Source organism: Sulfitobacter sp. HI0027 (assembly GCF_001634775.1).
Taxonomy (GTDB): Bacteria; Pseudomonadota; Alphaproteobacteria; order Rhodobacterales; family Rhodobacteraceae; genus Sulfitobacter.
In genome coordinates this window covers 1-20,023 of the sequence record NZ_LWER01000016.1, presented here as the reverse complement: position 1 = coordinate 20,023, position 20,023 = coordinate 1, and the positions used below count along the sequence as shown (strand labels likewise).

Annotated in this window: 24 protein-coding genes and 2 pseudogenes; 22 read left to right on the top strand and 4 right to left on the bottom strand. The window is 58.8% G+C overall.

Going from position 1 to position 20,023, the window contains the following annotated elements:
- Positions 1-174: pseudogene (locus tag A3722_RS25235) on the bottom strand (IS256 family transposase); the annotation flags it as partial.
- Positions 175-300: 126 nt separating this feature from the next.
- Between A3722_RS25235 and A3722_RS01305 the strand changes: the two are divergent.
- The 10 genes from A3722_RS01305 (at position 301) to A3722_RS01260 (ending at position 5,899) form a co-directional block, all read left to right on the top strand.
- On the top strand, positions 301-555 hold the full coding sequence (locus A3722_RS01305; protein ID WP_067627953.1) for a hypothetical protein: 255 nt from the start codon (positions 301-303) through the stop codon (positions 553-555).
- Positions 552-1,457: a S49 family peptidase gene (locus A3722_RS01300; RefSeq protein ID WP_067631187.1), complete on the top strand. Its 906-nt coding sequence runs from the start codon at positions 552-554 to the stop codon at positions 1,455-1,457. Before A3722_RS01305 ends, A3722_RS01300 begins: the two co-directional genes overlap by 4 nt.
- Positions 1,458-1,542: 85 nt before the next feature.
- Positions 1,543-2,856: a phage major capsid protein gene (locus A3722_RS01295; protein ID WP_067631190.1), complete on the top strand. Its 1,314-nt coding sequence runs from the start codon at positions 1,543-1,545 to the stop codon at positions 2,854-2,856.
- An 88-nt stretch (positions 2,857-2,944) separates the two neighbouring features.
- Positions 2,945-3,331 (top strand): hypothetical protein, encoded by a 387-nt coding sequence (locus tag A3722_RS01290; RefSeq protein ID WP_067631184.1) that lies wholly within the window; start codon positions 2,945-2,947, stop codon positions 3,329-3,331.
- 35 nt (positions 3,332-3,366) lie between these two features.
- Positions 3,367-3,909 (top strand): phage gp6-like head-tail connector protein, encoded by a 543-nt coding sequence (locus A3722_RS01285; RefSeq protein WP_150120392.1) that lies wholly within the window; start codon positions 3,367-3,369, stop codon positions 3,907-3,909.
- Complete coding sequence (locus A3722_RS01280; RefSeq protein ID WP_067631179.1) at positions 3,909-4,247, top strand: head-tail adaptor protein; 339 nt, start codon at positions 3,909-3,911, stop codon at positions 4,245-4,247. Before A3722_RS01285 ends, A3722_RS01280 begins: the two co-directional genes overlap by 1 nt.
- Entirely contained in the window at positions 4,244-4,708 is a 465-nt protein-coding gene (locus A3722_RS01275) for a hypothetical protein (protein ID WP_067631176.1), read from the top strand. Before A3722_RS01280 ends, A3722_RS01275 begins: the two co-directional genes overlap by 4 nt.
- A complete protein-coding gene (gp17, locus tag A3722_RS01270; RefSeq protein ID WP_067631174.1) occupies positions 4,708-5,064 on the top strand; it encodes a tail completion protein gp17 in 357 nt (118 codons plus the stop codon). The genes A3722_RS01275 and gp17 overlap by 1 nt, the downstream gene beginning before the upstream one ends.
- Positions 5,065-5,102: 38 nt before the next feature.
- On the top strand, positions 5,103-5,546 hold the full coding sequence (locus tag A3722_RS01265) for a phage tail tube protein (protein ID WP_067631171.1): 444 nt from the start codon (positions 5,103-5,105) through the stop codon (positions 5,544-5,546).
- Entirely contained in the window at positions 5,543-5,899 is a 357-nt protein-coding gene (locus A3722_RS01260; RefSeq protein WP_067631168.1) for a hypothetical protein, read from the top strand. Before A3722_RS01265 ends, A3722_RS01260 begins: the two co-directional genes overlap by 4 nt.
- Before the next feature lie 161 nt (positions 5,900-6,060).
- Here the strand turns inward: A3722_RS01260 and A3722_RS23780 are convergent, their stop codons facing one another.
- Complete coding sequence (locus tag A3722_RS23780; RefSeq protein ID WP_150120391.1) at positions 6,061-6,828, bottom strand: hypothetical protein; 768 nt, start codon at positions 6,826-6,828, stop codon at positions 6,061-6,063.
- Between A3722_RS23780 and A3722_RS01250 the strand changes: the two genes are divergently transcribed.
- From A3722_RS01250 to A3722_RS01205, 9 genes are all read left to right on the top strand, one after another.
- Positions 6,812-11,725, top strand: a complete 4,914-nt coding sequence (locus A3722_RS01250) for a phage tail protein (RefSeq protein ID WP_150120390.1) — start codon at positions 6,812-6,814, stop codon at positions 11,723-11,725. The genes A3722_RS23780 and A3722_RS01250 overlap by 17 nt on opposite strands.
- Positions 11,722-12,627, top strand: coding sequence for a hypothetical protein (locus A3722_RS01245; RefSeq protein ID WP_067627100.1), 906 nt, complete (start codon positions 11,722-11,724; stop codon positions 12,625-12,627). Before A3722_RS01250 ends, A3722_RS01245 begins: the two co-directional genes overlap by 4 nt.
- Entirely contained in the window at positions 12,627-13,838 is a 1,212-nt protein-coding gene (locus tag A3722_RS24475) for a pyocin knob domain-containing protein (RefSeq protein ID WP_067627102.1), read from the top strand. The genes A3722_RS01245 and A3722_RS24475 overlap by 1 nt, the downstream gene beginning before the upstream one ends.
- 10 nt (positions 13,839-13,848) lie before the next feature.
- Positions 13,849-14,217, top strand: coding sequence for a hypothetical protein (locus tag A3722_RS01235; RefSeq protein WP_150120117.1), 369 nt, complete (start codon positions 13,849-13,851; stop codon positions 14,215-14,217).
- Positions 14,210-14,614 (top strand): DUF4376 domain-containing protein, encoded by a 405-nt coding sequence (locus A3722_RS01230; protein ID WP_082849310.1) that lies wholly within the window; start codon positions 14,210-14,212, stop codon positions 14,612-14,614. Before A3722_RS01235 ends, A3722_RS01230 begins: the two co-directional genes overlap by 8 nt.
- Before the next feature lie 275 nt (positions 14,615-14,889).
- Positions 14,890-15,159 carry a hypothetical protein gene (locus tag A3722_RS01225; protein ID WP_067627105.1) on the top strand — a complete coding sequence of 90 codons (270 nt, stop codon included), beginning with the start codon at positions 14,890-14,892 and terminating at the stop codon, positions 15,157-15,159.
- A 494-nt stretch (positions 15,160-15,653) separates the two neighbouring features.
- Positions 15,654-16,502 carry a lysozyme gene (locus A3722_RS01215; RefSeq protein WP_067627107.1) on the top strand — a complete coding sequence of 283 codons (849 nt, stop codon included), beginning with the start codon at positions 15,654-15,656 and terminating at the stop codon, positions 16,500-16,502.
- Positions 16,490-16,765, top strand: coding sequence for a DUF5658 family protein (locus tag A3722_RS01210; RefSeq protein WP_067915865.1), 276 nt, complete (start codon positions 16,490-16,492; stop codon positions 16,763-16,765). The genes A3722_RS01215 and A3722_RS01210 overlap by 13 nt, the downstream gene beginning before the upstream one ends.
- A gap of 2 nt (positions 16,766-16,767) precedes the next feature.
- Complete coding sequence (locus A3722_RS01205; protein ID WP_067627111.1) at positions 16,768-17,085, top strand: hypothetical protein; 318 nt, start codon at positions 16,768-16,770, stop codon at positions 17,083-17,085.
- A 118-nt stretch (positions 17,086-17,203) separates the two neighbouring features.
- Here the strand turns inward: A3722_RS01205 and A3722_RS24225 are convergent, their stop codons facing one another.
- Positions 17,204-17,347, bottom strand: a complete 144-nt coding sequence (locus A3722_RS24225; protein ID WP_161487378.1) for a hypothetical protein — start codon at positions 17,345-17,347, stop codon at positions 17,204-17,206.
- A gap of 54 nt (positions 17,348-17,401) precedes the next feature.
- Here A3722_RS24225 and A3722_RS01200 point away from each other — a divergent pair, with 54 nt between their 5' ends.
- Complete coding sequence (locus A3722_RS01200) at positions 17,402-18,079, top strand: hypothetical protein (protein WP_067627113.1); 678 nt, start codon at positions 17,402-17,404, stop codon at positions 18,077-18,079.
- A gap of 356 nt (positions 18,080-18,435) precedes the next feature.
- Entirely contained in the window at positions 18,436-18,693 is a 258-nt protein-coding gene (locus A3722_RS01195; protein ID WP_067915863.1) for a hypothetical protein, read from the top strand.
- 351 nt (positions 18,694-19,044) lie between these two features.
- On the opposite strand, the gene A3722_RS01190 is transcribed toward A3722_RS01195, so the two are convergent.
- Complete coding sequence (locus tag A3722_RS01190) at positions 19,045-19,371, bottom strand: hypothetical protein (RefSeq protein ID WP_067627115.1); 327 nt, start codon at positions 19,369-19,371, stop codon at positions 19,045-19,047.
- A 487-nt stretch (positions 19,372-19,858) separates the two neighbouring features.
- Here A3722_RS01190 and A3722_RS25230 point away from each other — a divergent pair.
- Positions 19,859-20,023, top strand: a pseudogene (locus tag A3722_RS25230) (IS256 family transposase); the annotation flags it as partial.

Genomic DNA, 20,023 nt, shown 5'->3' with positions numbered 1-20,023 from the left:
GTTCATGCGGTCGCTGCTTCGCTCGTGCGCACTGGCACCGCAGAGCTGGTCGACATCCAGCGCCATGAGGCGGTCGGCGACGAAACCGAGCATCTCGGCAAGCAGGTTGCTGTCAGATGTCTCTGACAAAAGCGCACGCAGCGCGGCAGTATCTGATAGACTGTTCTTGGTCATGGTCGTTCTCCTCGGTCAAAGTTAGGTCCGCAAACCAAACCTTAGCCGAAGAACAACCATGGCCGCCAAGGGACCCGCACGGGCCTCGCTTCGCTATGCGAAGGCTCCGCTCAGCCCGCGCTACCAGTGGGAGTTACACCAACTGTTGGGACACTGCTGCGCCGCAAGGGGCTGTTCTTCCGCCACGATTTCGGCGCGTTGCTTCAGGCCACCACGAAAGAGAAATACGAGGCAATTTTCAAAGCCGTGGGCGGCCCGTTCATGACGCCTAACACAGGCCAGCGGCTTGCCGGTCTGCCGGTCACGACCGGCCCCGACGACGACAAGCTGAACCCTGCGCCGAACATGACGCGCACCGAAGAGAAGGACGACGACGCATGAAAGGGAAAACGGCAGGCGCATTTCTACAGTCGAATTTGATGGCGCTCAGCACCACAGCAGGAGGCGCATTGCTGGCGATGGATGTGCCGGCAGCGGCGCAAGAGCCGTCAGCGACGATTACGATTGAGCGCGGTCAGCGGTTTGCGGTGCAGCGCGGTCTGGCCGTGGTGCCAGTGCGCGGGCTTCTGACGCCGAACATGCTCGCCTTTGAGCGATACATGGGCTGGGCCACCTATGACGGGATCGAAGAGACGATGGACGAGCTTGCGGCGGATACGGAAGTTTCCGGCGTGGTTCTCGACATGGACAGTCCCGGCGGCATGGTGCGGGGCATTCAGGCGGCATCGGATGCCATTGCCCGCTGCGCTGCAATCAAGCCGGTGCATGTGTTGGTCAACCCGCTGGCAGCGTCTGCTGCTTACTGGTTAGCGGCACAAGCGACGGAAATCGCCATGACCGCAGGGGCCGAATGTGGATCGATCGGGGTGCGCCTCATGGCATCTTCGCCAGTCGAGCCTGATAACTGGGGTGATCAGTGGTTCGAGCTTTCATCGAGCAAGGCGCGCGCCAAGAACCCGGATGCCGCGAGCGAAGCGGGCATGGCAGAACTGCGCCGCAGCTTGGACGCCTCGGAGGCTGAATTTCACGCCGCAGTCGCGGCGGGGCGCGGGATTGATCCGGGCGCGCTTGCAGCGCGGCTGTCTGTGACTGAAGATCCTCAAGACGGCGGCGCAGTGTTCGGCGCGGCTGAAGCGATCGCGCGCGGTCTGGCGGATCGGCAAGAGACGCGAGCGCAGTTCTATGCCCGCGTGTCGGAAGCCTACGCCCCTAGCGTACGACCGTCCAACGCGCGGGCCTACGCCGCCAAGGCGCAGGCCGCGCAGGCCACAGCCCTTACCTGATATCCCTTAAAACGGATTGTCTTGCCTGCCGTTCGGCGGGCTTTTTGTGCTGCGGTTGCGGCATTTTTTGCATGGAGAAACGCAAATGAAAGATATCAACGATTACCGCCGCGACCGCACCAGCGCGGCAGCGGCCATGACTGCCGCGTCTGAGCTTATCGGCACAACCGAGGCGTCGGGCGCGGCGCAAGACGATGACGCAATGGTCGCCGCAATTGCGGCCTTTGAAACGGCCCAAGCAGATTTTGCGGCGGCTGATGCCAGTGTGAAACGGCTGGAAGCTGTCGAGGCGGCTGCGGCTGCCTCAGCGCAGTCCGAAACCTCGCAATCCTCACCCGTCCTCGGTGCGCCTGCGCGTGCTGCCGATCCCGCAGCCAAAGGCGTCGATTTTGGATTGATGGTACAGGCGCTGGCAAACGCCAAAGGTAGCAAGGACGGCGCGATTGCGCGTCTTGACCGTGACGGGCATTCGGGCATTTCCGCAGCGCTTTCGGGCGCAACCGACAGCGCGGGCGGTGTGACGATCCCGCGTGCGCAGGCCGATGACATAATCGAGTTGCTGAAACCGCGCGTCGCGGTAATGCGGGCAGGGGCCCGCACGGTGGACATGCCCGCCGGTGAAATCCGCAACGCGCGGCAGGCATCGAGCGCGACCGCCCACTACGTCGCCGAAAACGAAGCCGTGCCCGCAAGCGAACCGACATTCGAGCCGGTGAACCAGAACTTTAAAACGCTGCGGTCGCTGGTCCCGGTTGGCAACGCCCTGCTGCGTCACTCTTCGCCCGCCTTGGGGGCGCTGGTGCGGGATGATATGCTGGACGTGATGGGGCTGCGCAAAGACCTTGCTTTCCTGCGCGGCGACGGTTCGTCGGAGACCCCGAAAGGCATGGGCAGTTGGGCGCTGGCCGGGCATACGCAAACAGCCGTGGGCAAAACCGCCGCCGTTGTCGATGCTGCGCTGCGCCGCATGGTGTCGAAGGTCGAGGACGCCGACACGCCGATGACAAATGGCGGCTGGATCATGCGCTCCTCCGCGAAGAACTTCCTTGCCAGTCTGCGGGACGCGAACAGTGGTGCGCCGCTCTACCCATCCATTGAGCGCAATGGCGAGCTGCTGGGCTATCCGATCTACACCACGTCGCAGCTGCCCGACAACTTGGGCGTCGGCGGTGATGAAACGGAGCTGTTCTTTGCTGATTTCAACGAAATGCTTGTCGGTGACAGCATGTCGCTGACCTTGGCGTCTTCGTCGGAGGCCGCATACGTGAACAACTCAGGCGACACTGTGTCAGCGTTCCAAAACGACCTGACCCTGATGCGCGCGATCGAGGAACACGACTTCGTGCCGCGTCATGACGTTGCAATTTCCAAGCTGACCGGCGCGGGCTGGGGTCTCTGATCCCGAGCCTCTGACAGTGTGAAATACGGCGGTCGCGGATGATCTGCGCCCGCATCTTCTGCAAATTCAACCCTGAGAGGGTCCAAACATGTCGAAAGTTATTCTGGAATTTACGCGGGGTCACGGTCGCTACGTCAAAGGCGACATTGCCGGGTTCGAGCCTGCGCAGGCTGTGCGTCTGCGGCCGGTGACAAAGCCCTACGATGCTGATGCCAAGAAACAGGTTTCCAAGGCCGATGAATTGGCTGACCGCGAAGCGCTGCTTGCCGCACGCGAACTTGAGTTTGAGCAGCGACTGAAAACGGCAGGCGTGTCGCCCACGCCTGATACCGTTCCCGGTGTACCCCCGGCGCAAGGCAATCCAGCTGTCGTGACCGCCGAGGGCGATGGCGAAGAAGCCGGAGCATCCAACTCAGAAAGTGACGGCAAAGATGGCGGCGAACCGCCCGCGCAGGGCAAGAAGGCCACCAAGTAAACGCGATCTGAGAAAGGCGGTGCGCGATGGAGATAATGGATGAAATCGCGCCCGCTGTGACGGTCGAAGATTTCCTTGCGGCGACACATATGCCGGAAGGAGACGCGGCGGATCGGTTTGCGATCGAAATGGCGCTGAGTGCGGCAGAGGCGATGGTAACCACGGCAACCGGAAGGCCGTTGTCGGAACGTTTATGCCGGTTCGAATTGCCCGCTGGATGGGCCACATGGTCGGTGCCGGTTCTCCCGGTATCCAGCGTGGAAATGGTCGAGGCGCAGAACATTCTAGGGGCATGGGTTGAATTGGGCGCGGTGGCGGTTCTTAGGGACGCTTACAGTGCGCCAGTTGTCGAGCTGGTGCCGGTCACGGCGTCCCGGCTTCGTATTACGGTTAAGGCGGGATATGCAGAGAACCCGCTGCCGCAGCTGCGGCAGGCAGTCATCCTGCTAGCGAAAGAGTGGTTCGAAGCAGGTATCGCGGTCGAGGATCAAGGCAAGCTTGAACTAAGTTTCGGGGCGCTGCGGCTGATCAAGCAAGTGCGCTATCGACCGGCGGCGCAGTTCGGGTGGGTGGGCTGATGGCCCGCAAGCTGCTCGATCGGCGTGTTTCCGTGCGCAGGCCGCCATCCGGTAAGGATGGTTGGGGGCAGTCGATCCCGGTGCCGGATAACGCAACCGAGTGGCCTGAAGTGGCGGCGCTTTGGTCGGCGTTCACCCCGGTCAGCGATGGTGAAAAGTGGCGTGCCGGAACAGTTAGCGGCGTATCGGTCGGCTGGTTCGTGATCAGTGCCCGCGCGTCGGTCCAATCGACGGACGTTCTGATTTTTGACGGGCAAGTCTGGAAGATCGACGGGGTGAAGCCTGCGGGCCGCGCCTATCAGGAAATCACGGCGACGGCGAAAGGGGCGGCGGCATGAGCGTGTCTATGAAGTTTAGCGGCGGCAGGGATATGGAAAAGGCGCTTGCCAAGCTGGCGGCGGGCACGGCGAAGGGCGTCCAGCGGCGGGCGATGAAAAAGGTTTTGAAGCCTGTCGCGGAGCAAGCTGGCGCGTCGCCGTTCGAGGTGGAAGTGACAAGTAAGCTTACGAGACGGGAGGCCGGTGGTGTGCGGGCGGATCGTGCCCGCGATGTAGTGACGATGTACGTTGGGCCAGTCGATAATGGCGGCAAGGGCGCGCCGCATGCGCAACTTATCGAGTTCGGCACAGTGATGCGGCACCATGCGTCGGGTAAGGCGGTGGGGGCGGTGATGGCCGATCCCTTCATGCGGCCCGCGTGGGATGCGCATGCGCCGAACATGCTCGAAGAGCTGGGACGGCTGACCTGGTCAGAGATTGAAAAGACGTTGGCGCGCAATGCCCGAAGGGCGGCGCGTTGATGGATTTGCATCTTGTCTCACTGCTGTCTGCTCAAGGCTACGATGTAGCATGGCTGGTCGGCGCGCAGGATGCGCCGTTACCCTATATTCGCCTGCAACGGGTGAGTGGGTCGGACGGATTAACGCTCGACGGGCCGACCGGATCAAGCGAAGGCCGCGTGCAGATTGATTGCTACGGACGCAGCTTTGGTGAAGTCAAAAGCATGGAGGCCGCAGTGCGCGGGCTTCTGTCAGGTTATCGCGGCGGTCCGATCACATCGGCCCGTCTGCAATCAATTCGCGATCTTGCCGATGCGGCAGGGGGCGATGTGATCCAGCGCATCTCGTTGGATTTCTGGGTGCGCTGGCACCACTAACGCCGGAAATCGGCACATCTGAAAATGGAGTACACGGCATGGACTTGACGGTTCCTGTATATGGTTCGGTGGTCGAATGGTCGCCGACCGGACAAGAAGACTGGACGCGCATCCCCAAAGCGAAAAACGTGGTCATTCCGGAGGTCACTAAAGACTTTCGCGACGTGACCACGCTGGACAGCCCCGGCGGGTTCCGTGAGTGGGCCAAGGGTCTGAAAGACGGTGGCGAGCTGACGCTGGAAACCATCTATTCGGCGGCGGGCTACGAAACGGCCGCAGAGATGGAGGCTTTGCCGAACGGGGCTTTCTTCCGCGTCACACTGCCCGCTCAGACCGGCCAGTTGGCGGGCGATCAGTTTGCATGGAAGGGTCATGTAACGCCCACTATCCCGTCTGAAACGGTCGACGGTGATATCATGCTGAACCTTGGCATTCGCACCACGGGCGATGTCGCCTGGACGAAAGGGGAGGTTGCTCCATGATTTCTTCGCGCTCTATCGCGTTGGCGTCAGGCAACACTGCTGTCCTGCGCCTCACAACCGCCGCGCAGGTCCGCGTCGAGCGTCATTTCGGCATGCCTTTGTTCGAAGCGCTTGACGCCGAGAAGCATCAGATGAGCGTCGAGAAAATCGCCGTTATTCTGGGCGCTGCTGCGAATGATGGCAAAGGTTGCAGCGAAGATGAAGCGTTCGAGCTGGTCGATGACATGGGCGGCGCGCAAGCTGCGGGTCAGCACCTTGGCGCTGTGCTGGAAGCGGCGTTCCCCCAAGCCGACACGGATGCGCCCAAAGGATCGGGCGCGCCGTCGGGAAAGGTCAAGAAGCCAGCGGCGTAGACTGGGAGGCCCATGTGCGCGAGTGGGTGCGCTTGGGCCTTTCATACGACGATTTTTGGCGCATGACGTTGCGCGAATGCGATCTGATCCTGACCGCAACGCTGGCGCGGGAAAAGGCGGACATCAGGTCAAAGCGGGTGCTGCAGCAAGAACTGGCGCACTTAATTCACTTCGCCGTTAACGATCCAAAGCACATGCCCGACTTCACCAAGGATAAGGGCGAACCCGCTGCTGAAGTTATGAGTGAGCGCGAGGCCGATGCGCGCCTGCGGTCGTTCTTCATCGGTGCCGCTATCCATTCCAAAAAAGGATGATCCTATGTCTGCTGTGATCGGCGCGCTGCGCGGTGTCCTGTCTCTCAATTCTGCGGCTTTTGAGAAGGGCGCGAAGCGCGCCGAGGCCAGCATGAACAGCATGCAGCGGCGCATGGCGGCAACATCGGCCAAGATGACGAAGATGGGCAAGCGCCTGTCGGTGGGCATCACTGCGCCGATGGTCGCCATCGGCACTGTCACGGTGAAGCGCAGCCTTGAAGCCATCGACGCGCAGGCCAAGCTGGCCCAATCGCTGGGCACGACCGTCAAGAGCATGCAGGTACTTGAGCGCGCGGGCGAGTTGGCCGGTGTCTCGATGGGCGAAATCTCGACAATCGCCGAGGCCATGACTTTGCGTCTCGGTAAGGCGGCGACGGGGGCGGGGCCCGCAGCGAAAGCGTTAAAGCGCTTGGGGCTGTCGGCGGAAGACTTGGGCAAGCTGCCGCTCGATGAGCGTATTTTGGCGATCAACGGCGCGATCGAAGAAATGGTGCCAGCGGCAGAGCGCGCGGCGGTGGCTGGGGACCTGTTCGGGCGCACCGGTGCCATCGCGATCGGGCGGCTCGATACGGCGACCCTGCGCACGGCTGCGGATGATGTGGATCGGTTCGGCATTGCGCTGTCCGAAGCGCAGGCGGATGGGATCGAAGAGGCAAACGACGCGTTGTCGCGGTTGGCGCTGATCGGTAAGGGGCTGGGCAACCAGTTGACCGCATCGCTGGCGCCTGTGCTGAAGGATTTGGCCGACCGCGCCGCTGGTCTGTCAGACTGGTTCAACGGGCTATCAGACAGCACGCAGCGCTTTGTTAGCGTAGGCGCGTTGATTGCGGGCGTTGCAGGTCCTGCGGCTATGGCCTTGGGTATGATCACAATGGCTTTGATCCCACTGGCGACGCCGCTTGGGGCGGTGGTGATCGGCCTTGGCGCTCTGGCGGCGGGTGCTGCCTATGTGGCCTACCGCTGGGATGATCTGGTGGCCCGATTTCCGATGCTTAGTTCCGTGTCGGCAGGCTTGGGCTCAGTGTGGGAAGCCGTGAAACGTGGCTGGGAACTTTCCTGGACCGGCATTTCGAGAGCCTGGGATGTACTTGGCGAAAACTTTGAGCTTGGCATAGGTGCAATCAAAGCGCTGATTGACGGCGATTTCGCGCTGGCCGCACAATCCATGCAAACCATGGCGTCCAATACCGCGACATTCCTGTCGGATGCCTTCGGAGGTTTGTGGGAGCTGGTTCAGCCGGAACTAATTCAGTTCGCCTTAGACGCGAAGGCATGGGCCGAAGGGTTGCCGCAAAAGATCGCCGACGGCTTGGCCTCATTGGGTGAAAAGGTTTCGCAGCGATTTACCGAGTTGTCGCCCGTAGTTTCTGCTGCGCTGGCTGATTTGCGCGCCCAAGCTGCGATCAAGACGGCTGAAATTGCTGCATCCATCGGTGACGGTCTGGCGACGCTAGGCGAGGCCGCGGCGCAGGCAATAAAGGACATGGGTGCGCGCATGTGGGCTGAAATGAAAGCCATCGCTGCGAATGCTTTTGCCGAGGCCAAGAATATTGGCGGTTACGTAGTCGACGGGATCAAGGCAGGGATTGATGAGAAGTGGCAATCGCTGAAAGCGAAGGTCTCTTCCGTTGGTAGTTCGATTTCAGACGGATTTAAGAAAATCCTGCGCACGCGATCGCCTTCGAAGGTCACAACCGAAATCGGTGGGTTCGTGGTCGATGGTTTGATCGTGGGCATGGCAAGCGGGCAAGCAGGACTAGCAAAGACGGCGGCAGATGTAGCGGGCACGGTTACGTCTGTTTTTGACACGATGGTCAGCGACGTTTCGCGCTCGGTCGGGGACTTTTTTGCTGGGCTGGGTGGTGGTGTGAGCGGCGCGATTGCCAGTATCAAGTCGGCCCTGCAACGCGGGTTGAGCTCCGTAATCTCTGGCAGTCTGAGCGGTGGCCTGTCCAGCGTGTTGGGGCTTGGCGGTGGTGTCCCGGCCGTGGTCGGCCCGCAGGTGGGTGACGGCGGTTTGCTGGGTAGTGCTGGGTCGTTATTGTCCGGTGGGCCGCTGGCGGGCTTATTGGGCAGCTTTGGCGAGGCTGGTTCAATCTTTGGGCTTGGCGGTCTGGGCGGCGGGTCCGGTTTTCTGGGTGGGCTGGGCAGCGCGATTTCTGGCGGTATCGGTAACATCTTTAATATCACGGGCAATATCGCGGCGGCTGGCGGCGGTCTCGCCGCCTCCATCGGCGCGGTCGTGCCAATTCTGGGTATCGCGGCGGCGGCGTTTTCGTTCTTCCGCAAAAAGGTGAAGCTTCTGGACAGCGGCCTGCGGGTCACGGTCGACGGCATGTCGACGCTGGTAGAGACGTTCAGCAAGAAAGAAACATCCCGCTTTTTTGGTCTTTCCAAGAAGGTGCGCGAAACGTTCACGGCGGCGGCGGACGCAGTGGCGGCGCCTTTGCGCAACGTTGTGTCGGGAATTCAGCAAGGTGTTCTGGGGGCAGCGCTTGCTCTGGGCGTGGGCAGTTCTGCCTTTGCCGATTTCGCTTATGAAATGAAGGTGTCGACAAAGGGACTTTCGGATAGCGAGGCGCAAGCGGCGGTTGAAGACGCGCTTGAAAGTCTGGGCGATGCGTTCGCCGGGATGGTGCCTGGACTCGAAGACGCGGCGCAGGCTGGCGAGGGCGCGCTTGATACCTTAAACCGGATATCGGGCCATCTGACAGCGGTGAATAGTGTAATGGATACGCTCGCGCACCGGTTGTTTGATGTGTCTGTTGCAGGCGGAGCTGTGGCATCAGAGATGGTCACAGCATTTGGCGGCTTGGACGCGTTTAGCTCGGCCACCTCTGCTTATTTCGCTGGTTTCTATACTCAGCAAGAACGGTTCGATACTGCCGTACGCCAGCTTGAAGGCCGGTTCGAGGAGCTGAATGTGGCGATGCCCCAAACGCGGGCGCAGTTCAGAGCCATGATCGAAGGTCTGGACACAACAACCGAGTACGGGCGGCAGATGTATGCTGCGCTCATGTTGATGTCGGGCGCTTTGAACGAGGTGCTGCCCGCTATCGCGAGTTTTTCCGTCGGTGTCGCTGAAATGGTCGGCTCCATTACGACTGAAATCGACGCAATGATCGGCACCACGTCCGAAGCAATGCGTGCCAATGAGCAGGCCGCGTCTCTTTGGTACCGCACGGCCAGCACTTTGCGCGATTTCATTGCCGACATGCGGGGAACGGCGGGGGCACTTGTGTCCGGTCAGCAGGCGCGCGCGTTTTCCGAAATGCGGTTCCAGACATTGCTGTCGTCGGCATTGGCCGGGGATAATCAAGCGGCAACTGAATTAACGACAGCGGCTCGCAATTTGCTCTCAAACACGATGGCTACCGCCCGCACTGCCCTTGAACAGGCAAGGACAGAGGCGCGGGTGCTCTCTGACCTACAGCTTACGGCGGGTGTCTCTGATATCGAGGGGGCGCGGCATGACGTTATCGCGGGCCTTCTGGGCAATCAGGTCACTCTGCTCGAAGAGGTGCGCGCGGCCATCAACAGCGGCAATCCGCTGGAGCCTGCGGTTATCGAAGGTTTGAACGCGCAGCTGGGATCTTTGCAAGGCGCAATCGCTGCAGCGGAAATGATCAATTATCAGTTTCTGAAGGAGCGTCTTTCGGTCTCAGTCGATCTTATCGCGGATGCAGACATTCCTGCGAGCCTGCGCACGATGCTGGACAACGCCGCGACAGGCATCACGGCCAATATCGACTATATTGCCCGCACGGCGAGCCTTATGCCTGACCTACGTTGGTTGGCTCTGACTGCGGCTTCTGAGCACATAAAAACGATCGATTACGTTCTCGGCGATGATATTTCCGCAAGCAACCGCTGGATTGCGACCACTACAGTTTCATCCCTGTCCAAGACCCTGAACCTGACCATTGGAAAGCAACTGACCAGCGATCAATTGCGCATTGCTCTGGCCGGTTCGTCAGAAATGTCGCGCGTGGTCAACGTCAGTCTTTCGTCGGACGCTTCAAATGAGGCGATCCGCTTGGCTTTGGGCAATATCAACCGCTATCAGGTGATCGTCGCGGCGGCCATGCAGTCCAACCTATCTGGCGAGGTGCAGCGGCTTGTTATCGCTCAGCAGGGCGACTACGCAGCGATCATTGGGGCTGCAATTTCTGCAGACATGACAGACACCTATCGTCGCATTCTGTTAGAGCGGCAAGGTACATATATCGCCCGCATTGGGGCCGTCCTCGAAACAGCCATGCCTGACGCGCATCGCCTGTTGCTGCTTAATGCCAACACTTCCGCAACGCGGGCGATTACGATCCTGATGGGTTATGGGCAACACCTGACCCATAGTGAGCGCGCGCTTCTTATTCGGGAAAGTGATCGGATCACACGCACCATCGACGCGGCGGTCGATTTCAGCCGCTTTTCAGGCCGAGATTGGACGCTGTTCAGCTTGGGGAACTCGCAAGTTTCGAAGACCGTGCGCGGCGATGTGGGGTTGGTCAATTTTAACGGCAATAAATGGGCGCTGTTGCACCAGTCCACCGAGGCCGTGGATAAGCTGGTGCGAGGTTCAATCGACCTTTCGGGTCTTACCGGAACACAGGCGGGATTTCTTCGCACAATCACGGGGACCAGTACAGGTCGCATAACCCTTGGCGGCTCTTTCGAGTTTGATCCATCCACGGGTTTCTCAACATGGTTTGCTTCGACAACGCGGAGCAACATAACCAACCCGATCACGGCGCTTCGCGAGGGCATGGCGGGGCTGCGTGGAAGCCTTGGCGAATTGGCACAGCTTATGCGTGATGAGGCCCGAGAGCGTGCAGAAGAAGCGGCAAGAACAGCTCGGATCGGGCAGATCACTGCGCAAGTCGTCAACAGTACTTGGGGTAGCGACGCTCAAAACCGCTCGTCCGGTGTTATCGAACGCATCCGTCAACTAGAGCGTGATACCGGCGTGACTCTGATGCAAGGTGATAGCGCGGCACAGCTTGGCCTGAACGCGCAAGGCGGCATCAACTACAACGCATCGCATGTCGATTACGGTCGCGGGGCGGATATCGCTGAGTTCCGCCGCCGGTTCTGGGCTGATGGTGGGCTTGAGGATCAGATCGGATCGGCGAACCAGAACATCCTTAACCGGAATAACTGGTTGGCGGGGCTACGTCGGCAGGTTGTTGATCTGGGCGGCATCCCGGCGTTCGCGACCGGTGGTCTGCACAGGGGCGGCCTGCGCATTGTTGGCGAAAACGGACCTGAGCTTGAAGCGACAGGCAGGTCGCGAATTTACAATGCTGATACGACCAAGCGGATGCTGGGTGGCAATAGCGAAGAGGTCGTTAAGGAGCTTCGGGCCCTTCGAAAGGAGGTTGCCGAGCTAAAGGCGCAAGAGCGCGATCAGAACAGCAAGCTGATCGTGGAAAGCGCTAAAAACCGCGCAGCCAACGAGCGCCGGAATTACGAGGAATACGACCGGCCTACGAGCCAAGGAGCCACAGTATGACGCTTAAGGTTATCGACCCGGTTACTGTCGCAAATGCAAATTTGGTGAGCCACAATTTGTCAGACCCGAACGCGGAATGGGCGGCAGGCACGACTTTCGCAAGTGGCGCGGTCGTCAAAGTCTCCGCTGATAAGCGCCTGTACGAAAGCGTCATCGCCAATAACTCCGGCAATATCCCGTCAGAGACGATCGGCACAGCATGGATAGACCGGGGCGCGATGCTGCCGTGGCGCGCGTTTGATGGTGGCCCTTCCAGCATCGTTACGCGCACTGGTCAGATTGATGTTCGATTTTCACTCTCCGCTTTGTTGCGGGGGGTTGCGCTGATCAACGTATCCGCCAGCCAAGCGCGAGTGACGGTCTATAGCGGATCAGATGTAACTTATGACAAGACGCTCAACTCGGCAGATACTAGCGAGATCGTAGACTACGTGACCTTGTTCACAATGCCGCTCGAAGTTGTTGATCTTGGTATCATTGATGACATCGCAGCGGGGCCGGGAAACGAGGTTCGGGTTCGGGTCGGGCAAGCCGGCGAAACGGTTTCCGTGGGTGAAATTATTTTCGGCGACGTGCGTGAGTTCGGTATTGCCGTGTCCGGTCTATCAAGCGAGCTGACCGACTACTCCGTCGAAACGATTGATCCGTTCGGCAACGCAACAATCGTAGAGCGTGGATATACCTTCGACCGAGATTATCCTGTGGTTATCCGGAACGGCGACGGGGGTCGCATGGAGCGCGCTTTGGCCCGCCTTCGCGCCCGTCGCGGCCTGTATTACGTGAATGCCGAACTTGCCAACAAATGGGGGGTGGCCACCTACGGGCGGCTGACCAAGCTGACCCGAACCGCAGATTCAAATGGCTATTCTGACCTCAATGTTACAGTAGAAGGACGCCTCTGATGGTGAATATTCCTACCCCGCCCCCCGAACCGGTATTCGGGCCGGACTTCAACGCGCAGCATAGCGCTGTCGCAGCGTGGGAACGGGCGGCGCTGCTGTCCATCAAAGACAGCCTTCCTAGCGGACCTACAGATGCCACGCCGGGCAAATTTTTACTTAGTGGCGCTTTCGGTTTGGGTGTCGATTCGGGGCCAGTTGTCCCAAATGTTGATACCCATCATACCGCCGGTTTCTATTCTGGTTATGGTGGCGGCCATGCGACCCCTGCCGGTGGTGACAATCCGTTCTCTACGATGAACGGCGCTTTCGGTCTTTTGGTGGGGAACTCTACGGTTTCTGAGGCCGATGACTACGTATGGCAGATCGCCATTGACTTTTCAGGTGGCAACGGGACTAAATATCGAGCCCGTGGGAACGCTGGCTGGACTTCTTGGCGGCGCTACCTGGCTTCCGACGAAGTGCAGGCCGACCCCACTGACGCCACGGCGGAAAAGCTATTGAAGGTGGGGGCGTTCGGGTGGGGGGCAGGTGTTGCCGTTCGGTCGACAGGCAATTTCTTGGAAACGCAATTACCGGGTGGGGCATTCAGGACCGGCAACTTAGACTCAACAACAGGTGCGCCACCGGGGGCGACATATCGAGGTACTGTTGGGTTAACTCTCCCCGCACTTAGCGGAACCCATGCGATGCTGCTGATGAATGCGATGAACGTCAGTTCTCCGGAGGATAACAACCTTTGGCTTGGGGTTAAGTCGACAGGGGGTGCTGCGCCCCAATGGTCACGGTTCTACTCGGACAGCAATATCCTCGGCACGGTGTCGCAATCAGCAGGCGTCCCTAGAGGCGCGATCATTGAGCGCGGCAGCAACGGCAACGGCGAGTATGTGCGGTTTGCGGACGGGACGCAGATTTGCGCAGTTCTGGTCAATATGGGCGACCCTACAGCCACCGGTTCGGGTACATTTGCCGACCCTTACACCACAAACTCGATGAGTTTGTCTTTTCCCGCCTCGTTCGTAGCCCCCCCCAAGTTGGGTCTATTTGCTACAATCTCGAACGGGTCGGCACCTTTACAGAACAGGATTTTTTCCTTCAGCGCAGCCGGAACAAGCGCGTCGGCAGTAACGGCTCTGCGTGCGCATCGCATGTCGGCTGGAGCAGATACAAGCGACTGCACAATTTACATGACGGCTATTGGCCGCTGGAACTGAGGTAGCAGGAATGAAACTTACGTTGCACATGCAAGCCGGGTTGCCCGGTGCTCCCGAAACTGTCGCCAGCGTGGCGGGTGATGTCCTCACGGTTGATGGGGTGGAATATGACCTGTCGCCGGTGCCCGAGGGCGGTCAAGCGGTGCCCGAGGAGGCAAGCCCTTTTGTCGGGTTTATGACCCGAGAGGGCGGCGAAATCGCCGCGGAAATCCTTTGGCGCTATGACGCGGCCACGGCCGATCCTGACCAGGGCGGGCAAATTCCGGTTGTGCGTGTCACCGCCGGCCCGCTGCCCGATCCGGTCGCGCGCTTGCCCGATCCTGACCCCGAGCTGGCGCCGGAAACCGAAACTCAAACCCAAGGGGGCGATAATGTTTAAGCTGAACGTCAAGACCGCTGCCGATCTGGCGGCCGAGGATCAGGCGCGCCTGGCCGCCGCGGTGACCACCGAGCGCGACCGCCGGATCATGCAGGGCGCGCTGGTGAGCGTGACCGGCCTGGGCGATATCCCGGTGCAAGGTCGGCCGGTGGATCAAGTTAACCTTATGGCCCTGGCCGATACCGCGCGCGATCTGATCGCGGCTGGCGTCACCGGGGCGGTGATTCCGTTTCGCGATGGCGATAACGTGCTGCACGATTTGACGCCGGCGCAAATGCTGGAGGTGTCACGCAAAGGCAAAGAGGCGGCCGCCGCGATCTATGCGGCAAGCTGGGCGCTAAAGGATGATGAGAGTATCCCGGCCAACTACGCCGACGATACCCACTGGCCAAGCTAACTAGCCTCAGTCGCAGTAGTACAGGCAATCATACCCAACCAGCTTGAAGATAGTCGCAAGGGCGAGCAGCCACAAAAGCGCAACCGCAACGATGAAAAACCACGGTCGCTGCGCTTTCTTGCGTCGTAAGTTACTGAATATGTGTGATTCTGTCTTAGGCATATCACTTCCCCTAAAGCAATGTACCGGACGGTCAATTCTCTTCCTAGTAGAATGGGGGCTATGACCGCATGTTTCGCCGTGATGAGCGGCGCCTTCAGAAAGATAGGTGATGAATGGCAGGTGACCCCCAGCAATCAACTCTCTCAAGCTATAAAATCGAGATGCTTGAGAGGTCGGTCGCAGAACTGCGTGAGGCGAATACCATTCTCGCTGCGGAATGGCGGACGGATAACCGCGCTCTGCATGAAGAGATTGCCCAGATGAAGGAAGCGGAGGCCGCAAAGGAGCGGCAGCTGCTGATGGTCGGCATCACAACGCTAGGCGGGATCGTCGTGACGCTCTTCGGCGTTCTCTGGACCTATCGATCGGTGATCTTCAAATGATGCGGGTATTTGGCTTCCTTGCGGTAGTTTGCGTGGCGCTTTCTATCGTCCTAGCGTTCACGGCTTTCCGGTATGAGCGCACAGACCGAACGCAGCCGATCAGCGGCTTTGGAAAGGTAGAGACGTTGGCCAGCCCGATTGTTGCCGGTGATGCGCTGCCGGTGCGTATCTGACGGGAGAAGGTGCGTGACGATTGCCCGGTAGTGTCTGAGCGAACTGCGATCAGTCAAGACGGCGTGGTCTACGATTTGCCAGACGCTGAATGGGCGGGTGGCTCTGCTGATGATCCATATCTCGATTATCGCTACCCCACGCTGCCTTTCATGCCCGCGGGCGAGTACCAGCTGCGCGTTGACCTGACGTACACATGTCCCGGCGGTCTGTTGTTCAAGTACCTACAGCCGCCAGCGTTCTTCAGGATCGCTGGCTAACCACCCCACCGCATCATCAACCTCGTGCCCCGCCAGCGGGGTTTTCAGCATTGGAGAATACCCATGAACCGATACATCATCGAAAACTGGCGAGTGGTTCTGCGCTCGTATTCATTCGTCAGCATGGTGCTCGGCCTGCTGGCACTTCTCGCGCCCAATGCACTGTATGGCCTGTTTCAGATCGAGGCCGACCCGTACCCGCTTGGGACTGCCGCGCTGGTGTTCTTCGCATTTGGCATCCTCGGCCGCTTTGTTCGGCAGGTGCCTGAGACGCGGATCGGCCGCCGGCTGATCTTCTGGACGGCATTCCTGTTCGGCGCGCTCATGCTGGTGAAGTCCATCGGTGGCGCGCTCTATGAGGAGGCAGTTCTGTCGGAGCCGGATGTGCAAGCGAGCATCGAGGCGAAGGTCGTCCCGGCCATGGCATCGAAGCCAAGTCCGCCGCTGATCCAGCCACCACCGGTGGCCGAAAATCCTTTCGATGAGATTGCCTTCCAACTGATCTCCAAGTGGGAGGGTAAGCGAAACGAGGCCTATCGGGACATCGTCGGCGTCTGGACGATCTGTTACGGCCACACACGCACCGCCGGGCCCGGACAACGCAAGACAGACGCTCAGTGCAAGAAGCTGCTAATTTCAGAGATCGCAGAGTACCGCGACAAGTGGCTGGCCTATGTCAACGACAAGGCGCGGACCTACTGGCTGCCACCGACCCGCAAGGCCGCGTACACGAGTCTCGCGTTCAATGTGGGCTGGCACGGCGCAGGCACTAGCACGGCAACCCGCCGCCTCAATGCAGGCGACATCGAGGGCGGCTGTGAGGCGATCGGCTGGTGGAATAAGGCGGGAGGGCGCGTGGTTCGCGGTCTTGTGCGCCGTCGCACCGAAGAGGTGGCGCTATGCTTAGTCTGAATCTGGCGCTGATGTTCTACCTGCTCGGAAATGTGGTCGATGTAATCACGACAAACCGCGTTCTCGATGCTGGCGGTCGCGAGCTGAACCCCTTCATTGCGAAAGTAATGGATGTGTTCGGCAACAAATGGGGCGCCGTTAAGCTGGCTCTGGCGCTGGCCGCTGGTCTCGCCCTGCATGATCACGGCTATGAACTGATCTTATGGCTTCTGGGCTGTGTTTTCTGGGCTGCTGCGATCCACAATCACCGGGCAGGGAAGTAGCCATGTTTGGACTTAGTCGCACGGCCACGAAACTGATCATTGTGGCGGCGCTGTTCGTTGCCGCGGTGCTGCTTGTGGTATGGCTTCGCTATGACTCGGCAAGAGACCGTGAGGGCGAGCTGCGCGGTCAGCACAATGAAGACCGGATCGGCCACATCGAAGACGCGAAAGGAGCGCAAAATGAAATTGAAGGTCTTACTGACGACGATCTGGATTCCGCTCTCTGCCGGGTCCTGTCTACCCCCGAGCAATGTGAGCAGCGACGCGCTATTCAAGGACGTGAGCCAGCGGCCACCGAAGGCGCAACCAGCGACGATTGAAGCGATCGCGCGTGATCGGCCTTTCGCAGAGTGGATTGTCTATCAAGCGCGGCAGTGTGATTTGCACGGCTGCCTATGAGGAGATCCCGGCGCCGGGGTCCAGGCGCATTCAACTAAACTAGGAAAGGCCCATATTCAACATTTCAAAGTTCAGTCCGGAGCGGCCCGTCTCTGCGACAGCAGGGGCGGGTTTCTTGCGCTTGGGGGCGGCAAGGCGATGCCAGTACCAGGTGAAGCGATGCTGAACGATATGTTCGGCCATACGTCTCAAACGCACCAAGCTTCGGCGGGGTGACAATATGACTACCAGAATCAGATGGAGCGCGGCATCGTGCACGTCATGTTCAAAGATTTATTTAAGAGAATACCATATTTTGAGGCGCTCAGGTCTTTTCTGGAGCAATGGGGGCTATGGGCGTGGGTGGGTTTTTTTGTGACCGCCGTAAGCAGTACGCTGTATGCATGGTGGGCTTGGGCGTATCAGGCCATTCCATCTTGGGCCGCACCGCTAATTGGTGTGGCGTTCGTCGCAGCAATGGTTGTCATTTTCTATTATAGCCTGATGATTAAACAGTGGTTTCGTGCGCATCGCACGGACCTTCCCCGCTTAGGCGGTCGCCTTGTCGACTTTTCGGAGAGATTAGCAAAGGCAGTAAATGAGTATGACAGAATTTCTTCCCGTTTGGCCGCTCCATCAATGCCCCGAGATAGTGAACAGGGATATCAAGAGTGGGCGCAAAATGTAGCCGCATCGAAAGCAAAATCGGCTTGGTTAACCGAGTCTCATGGAGGAGAGCTCATATATTTTATGAATGAGCTCTCCCGCTTGGGTGTGCAAATACCTTTTCACCTGACCACTTCCATTGACTACGGGGCCTCTGGTCTCGCGGTATTCTTTGGATACGCAGGCAGAATGTTGAAAGAGGGCCGGCTGGATGAGCTTAAGTCAATCAACAAGGACATAGAGTGGAAAGTGAGCACTATGTTTCGTTAATATAGGTTAAGTCTTTCTATTCCAATGGCCGTTAAACTTCAGCAGAAAGGCGGCGCTAAACTTACCACGCGATAGCCTGGATGCTGCAATGGCCACCGGCCTTGCCGGCGACCCAAAGTAGGAACGCGGGTAATGTAGGGAAAGGTTGCTGCTTGGGTATTCGATAACGTGCCTTTGCCATCGTGGGCCGCGCCTTGGGTGTTTGGCCTCATTATCGGCACTGTGCCGCACCGTGCCAAAAGCAAAGATATGTGTATCGCCGCACAGCGCACCAAGTGGCTGCGCAAGCCTCGCCTGCTTGGATATGATGTTGTCTAGGCCGACGCGGTTGGTGCGGTCTGACAAAGGAGAGGCCAATGAATGATTTAGTTCAAGCCGCACGAAAGAAATCTGTTGACGATTTGTTCGAGCACGGCGGGCAGGAGGGTTCAGAAGTTGCTTATAGACACGATCAAGATGTTCGGCGCCGAGCTTTCTCACTCGAGCAGCGGGTTGCGAACGCACAAAGGAACGCTGCAAGGTGGCAGATGTATTCTGCGATAGCAGTTGGTTTATCTGTCGTGGCTACCACTGTCGGCATTTGGCTCGATGCAATCGGAATTTCAGTACGATAGGAGCGATATGGATGTTCTCGAGGCTAACAGCTTGGTTTGATCGAAACGGATGGCCCTTGGAGATCGTGGGTCCGATAATTGTGGCCCTTATTGTTTTACCAGCTCTGGCTTTCTTGGTTTCTTAACCCGCTCACAGTTTCACGCCCCGTTCTGCGCATATCCCTGTGATTAAGGTAGTCCCAACGCTTTGAAAACATGCGAAGTCGAGAGGATTCAAAATCCCCCGCCGCGAGGCGTGCCTGTTCGAGCCCGGCCTTAGTATAACAGTTTGCTGAAAGCGCGGTTAGCAGGACGCTTTCTGCCTTTAGGCGGTGGTAAAATCCACCACCGCCACGCTTTTTTTAGTGAAGCCTACTCGAACGTAAAAGTTCCAACACTGCAAATGTTAATATCTTCCTCATGGACTGAGTCACCATCCGCAAAAATAGCAAGGAAATCAAACACGCAATACCCGGTGCCATCGTCGAAATTTACTTCGATTGAATCACCATTAGGTAAAGCGAACTCGCCCAAAATATCCTCTTGCCAGTCTGCGGTGCCTGTATTGGAGCCGTAAAACTCTTCCATTGTGACGCCAGTTTTGTTCACGATGGTCACTTTTCGGTCGGCCGCCAAAAGTGGGTGTGCCACTATCTGCATAAATCCGAGCAGTAGCCCGGACATTACGATATTTTTCATAATTCAAACTCCTTAGAAAGTATGCGGCTGTGCAGAAATTGTACAAGCCGAGCTCGCGGTGAGTGAGACTGAAATACCTCCGACCGCGACCGCGGCAATGTTGCGGACCAAAGAGGACCTGTCTAGTGGTTAAGTGTAGATGAGAGCCTGTTTTTCACAGGGCGGCATCGGTGCAGATTGGATACCCTCCGAGTTTCTGTTCAGCTAAACCGCTTCAACAGGTATGGCCTGCGCCGACCGTGAACGAAACGCGGTGTAAATAGGGATTTAAGCGAGAGCAAAGCGACCGTGACTGTCCTCCGAAGGCAGAGGCCATAGCCTGTAGTTTGAGCAGTGTCCCAACAGTTGGTGTAACTCCCACTGGTAGCGCGGGCTGAGCGGAGCCTTCGCATAGCGAAGCGAGGCCCGTGCGGGTCCCTTGGCGGCCATGGTTGTTCTTCGGCTAAGGTTTGGTTTGCGGACCTAACTTTGACCGAGGAGAACGACCATGACCAAGAACAGTCTATCAGATACTGCCGCGCTGCGTGCGCTTTTGTCAGAGACATCTGACAGCAACCTGCTTGCCGAGATGCTCGGTTTCGTCGCCGACCGCCTCATGGCGCTGGATGTCGACCAGCTCTGCGGTGCCAGTGCGCACGAGCGAAGCAGCGAC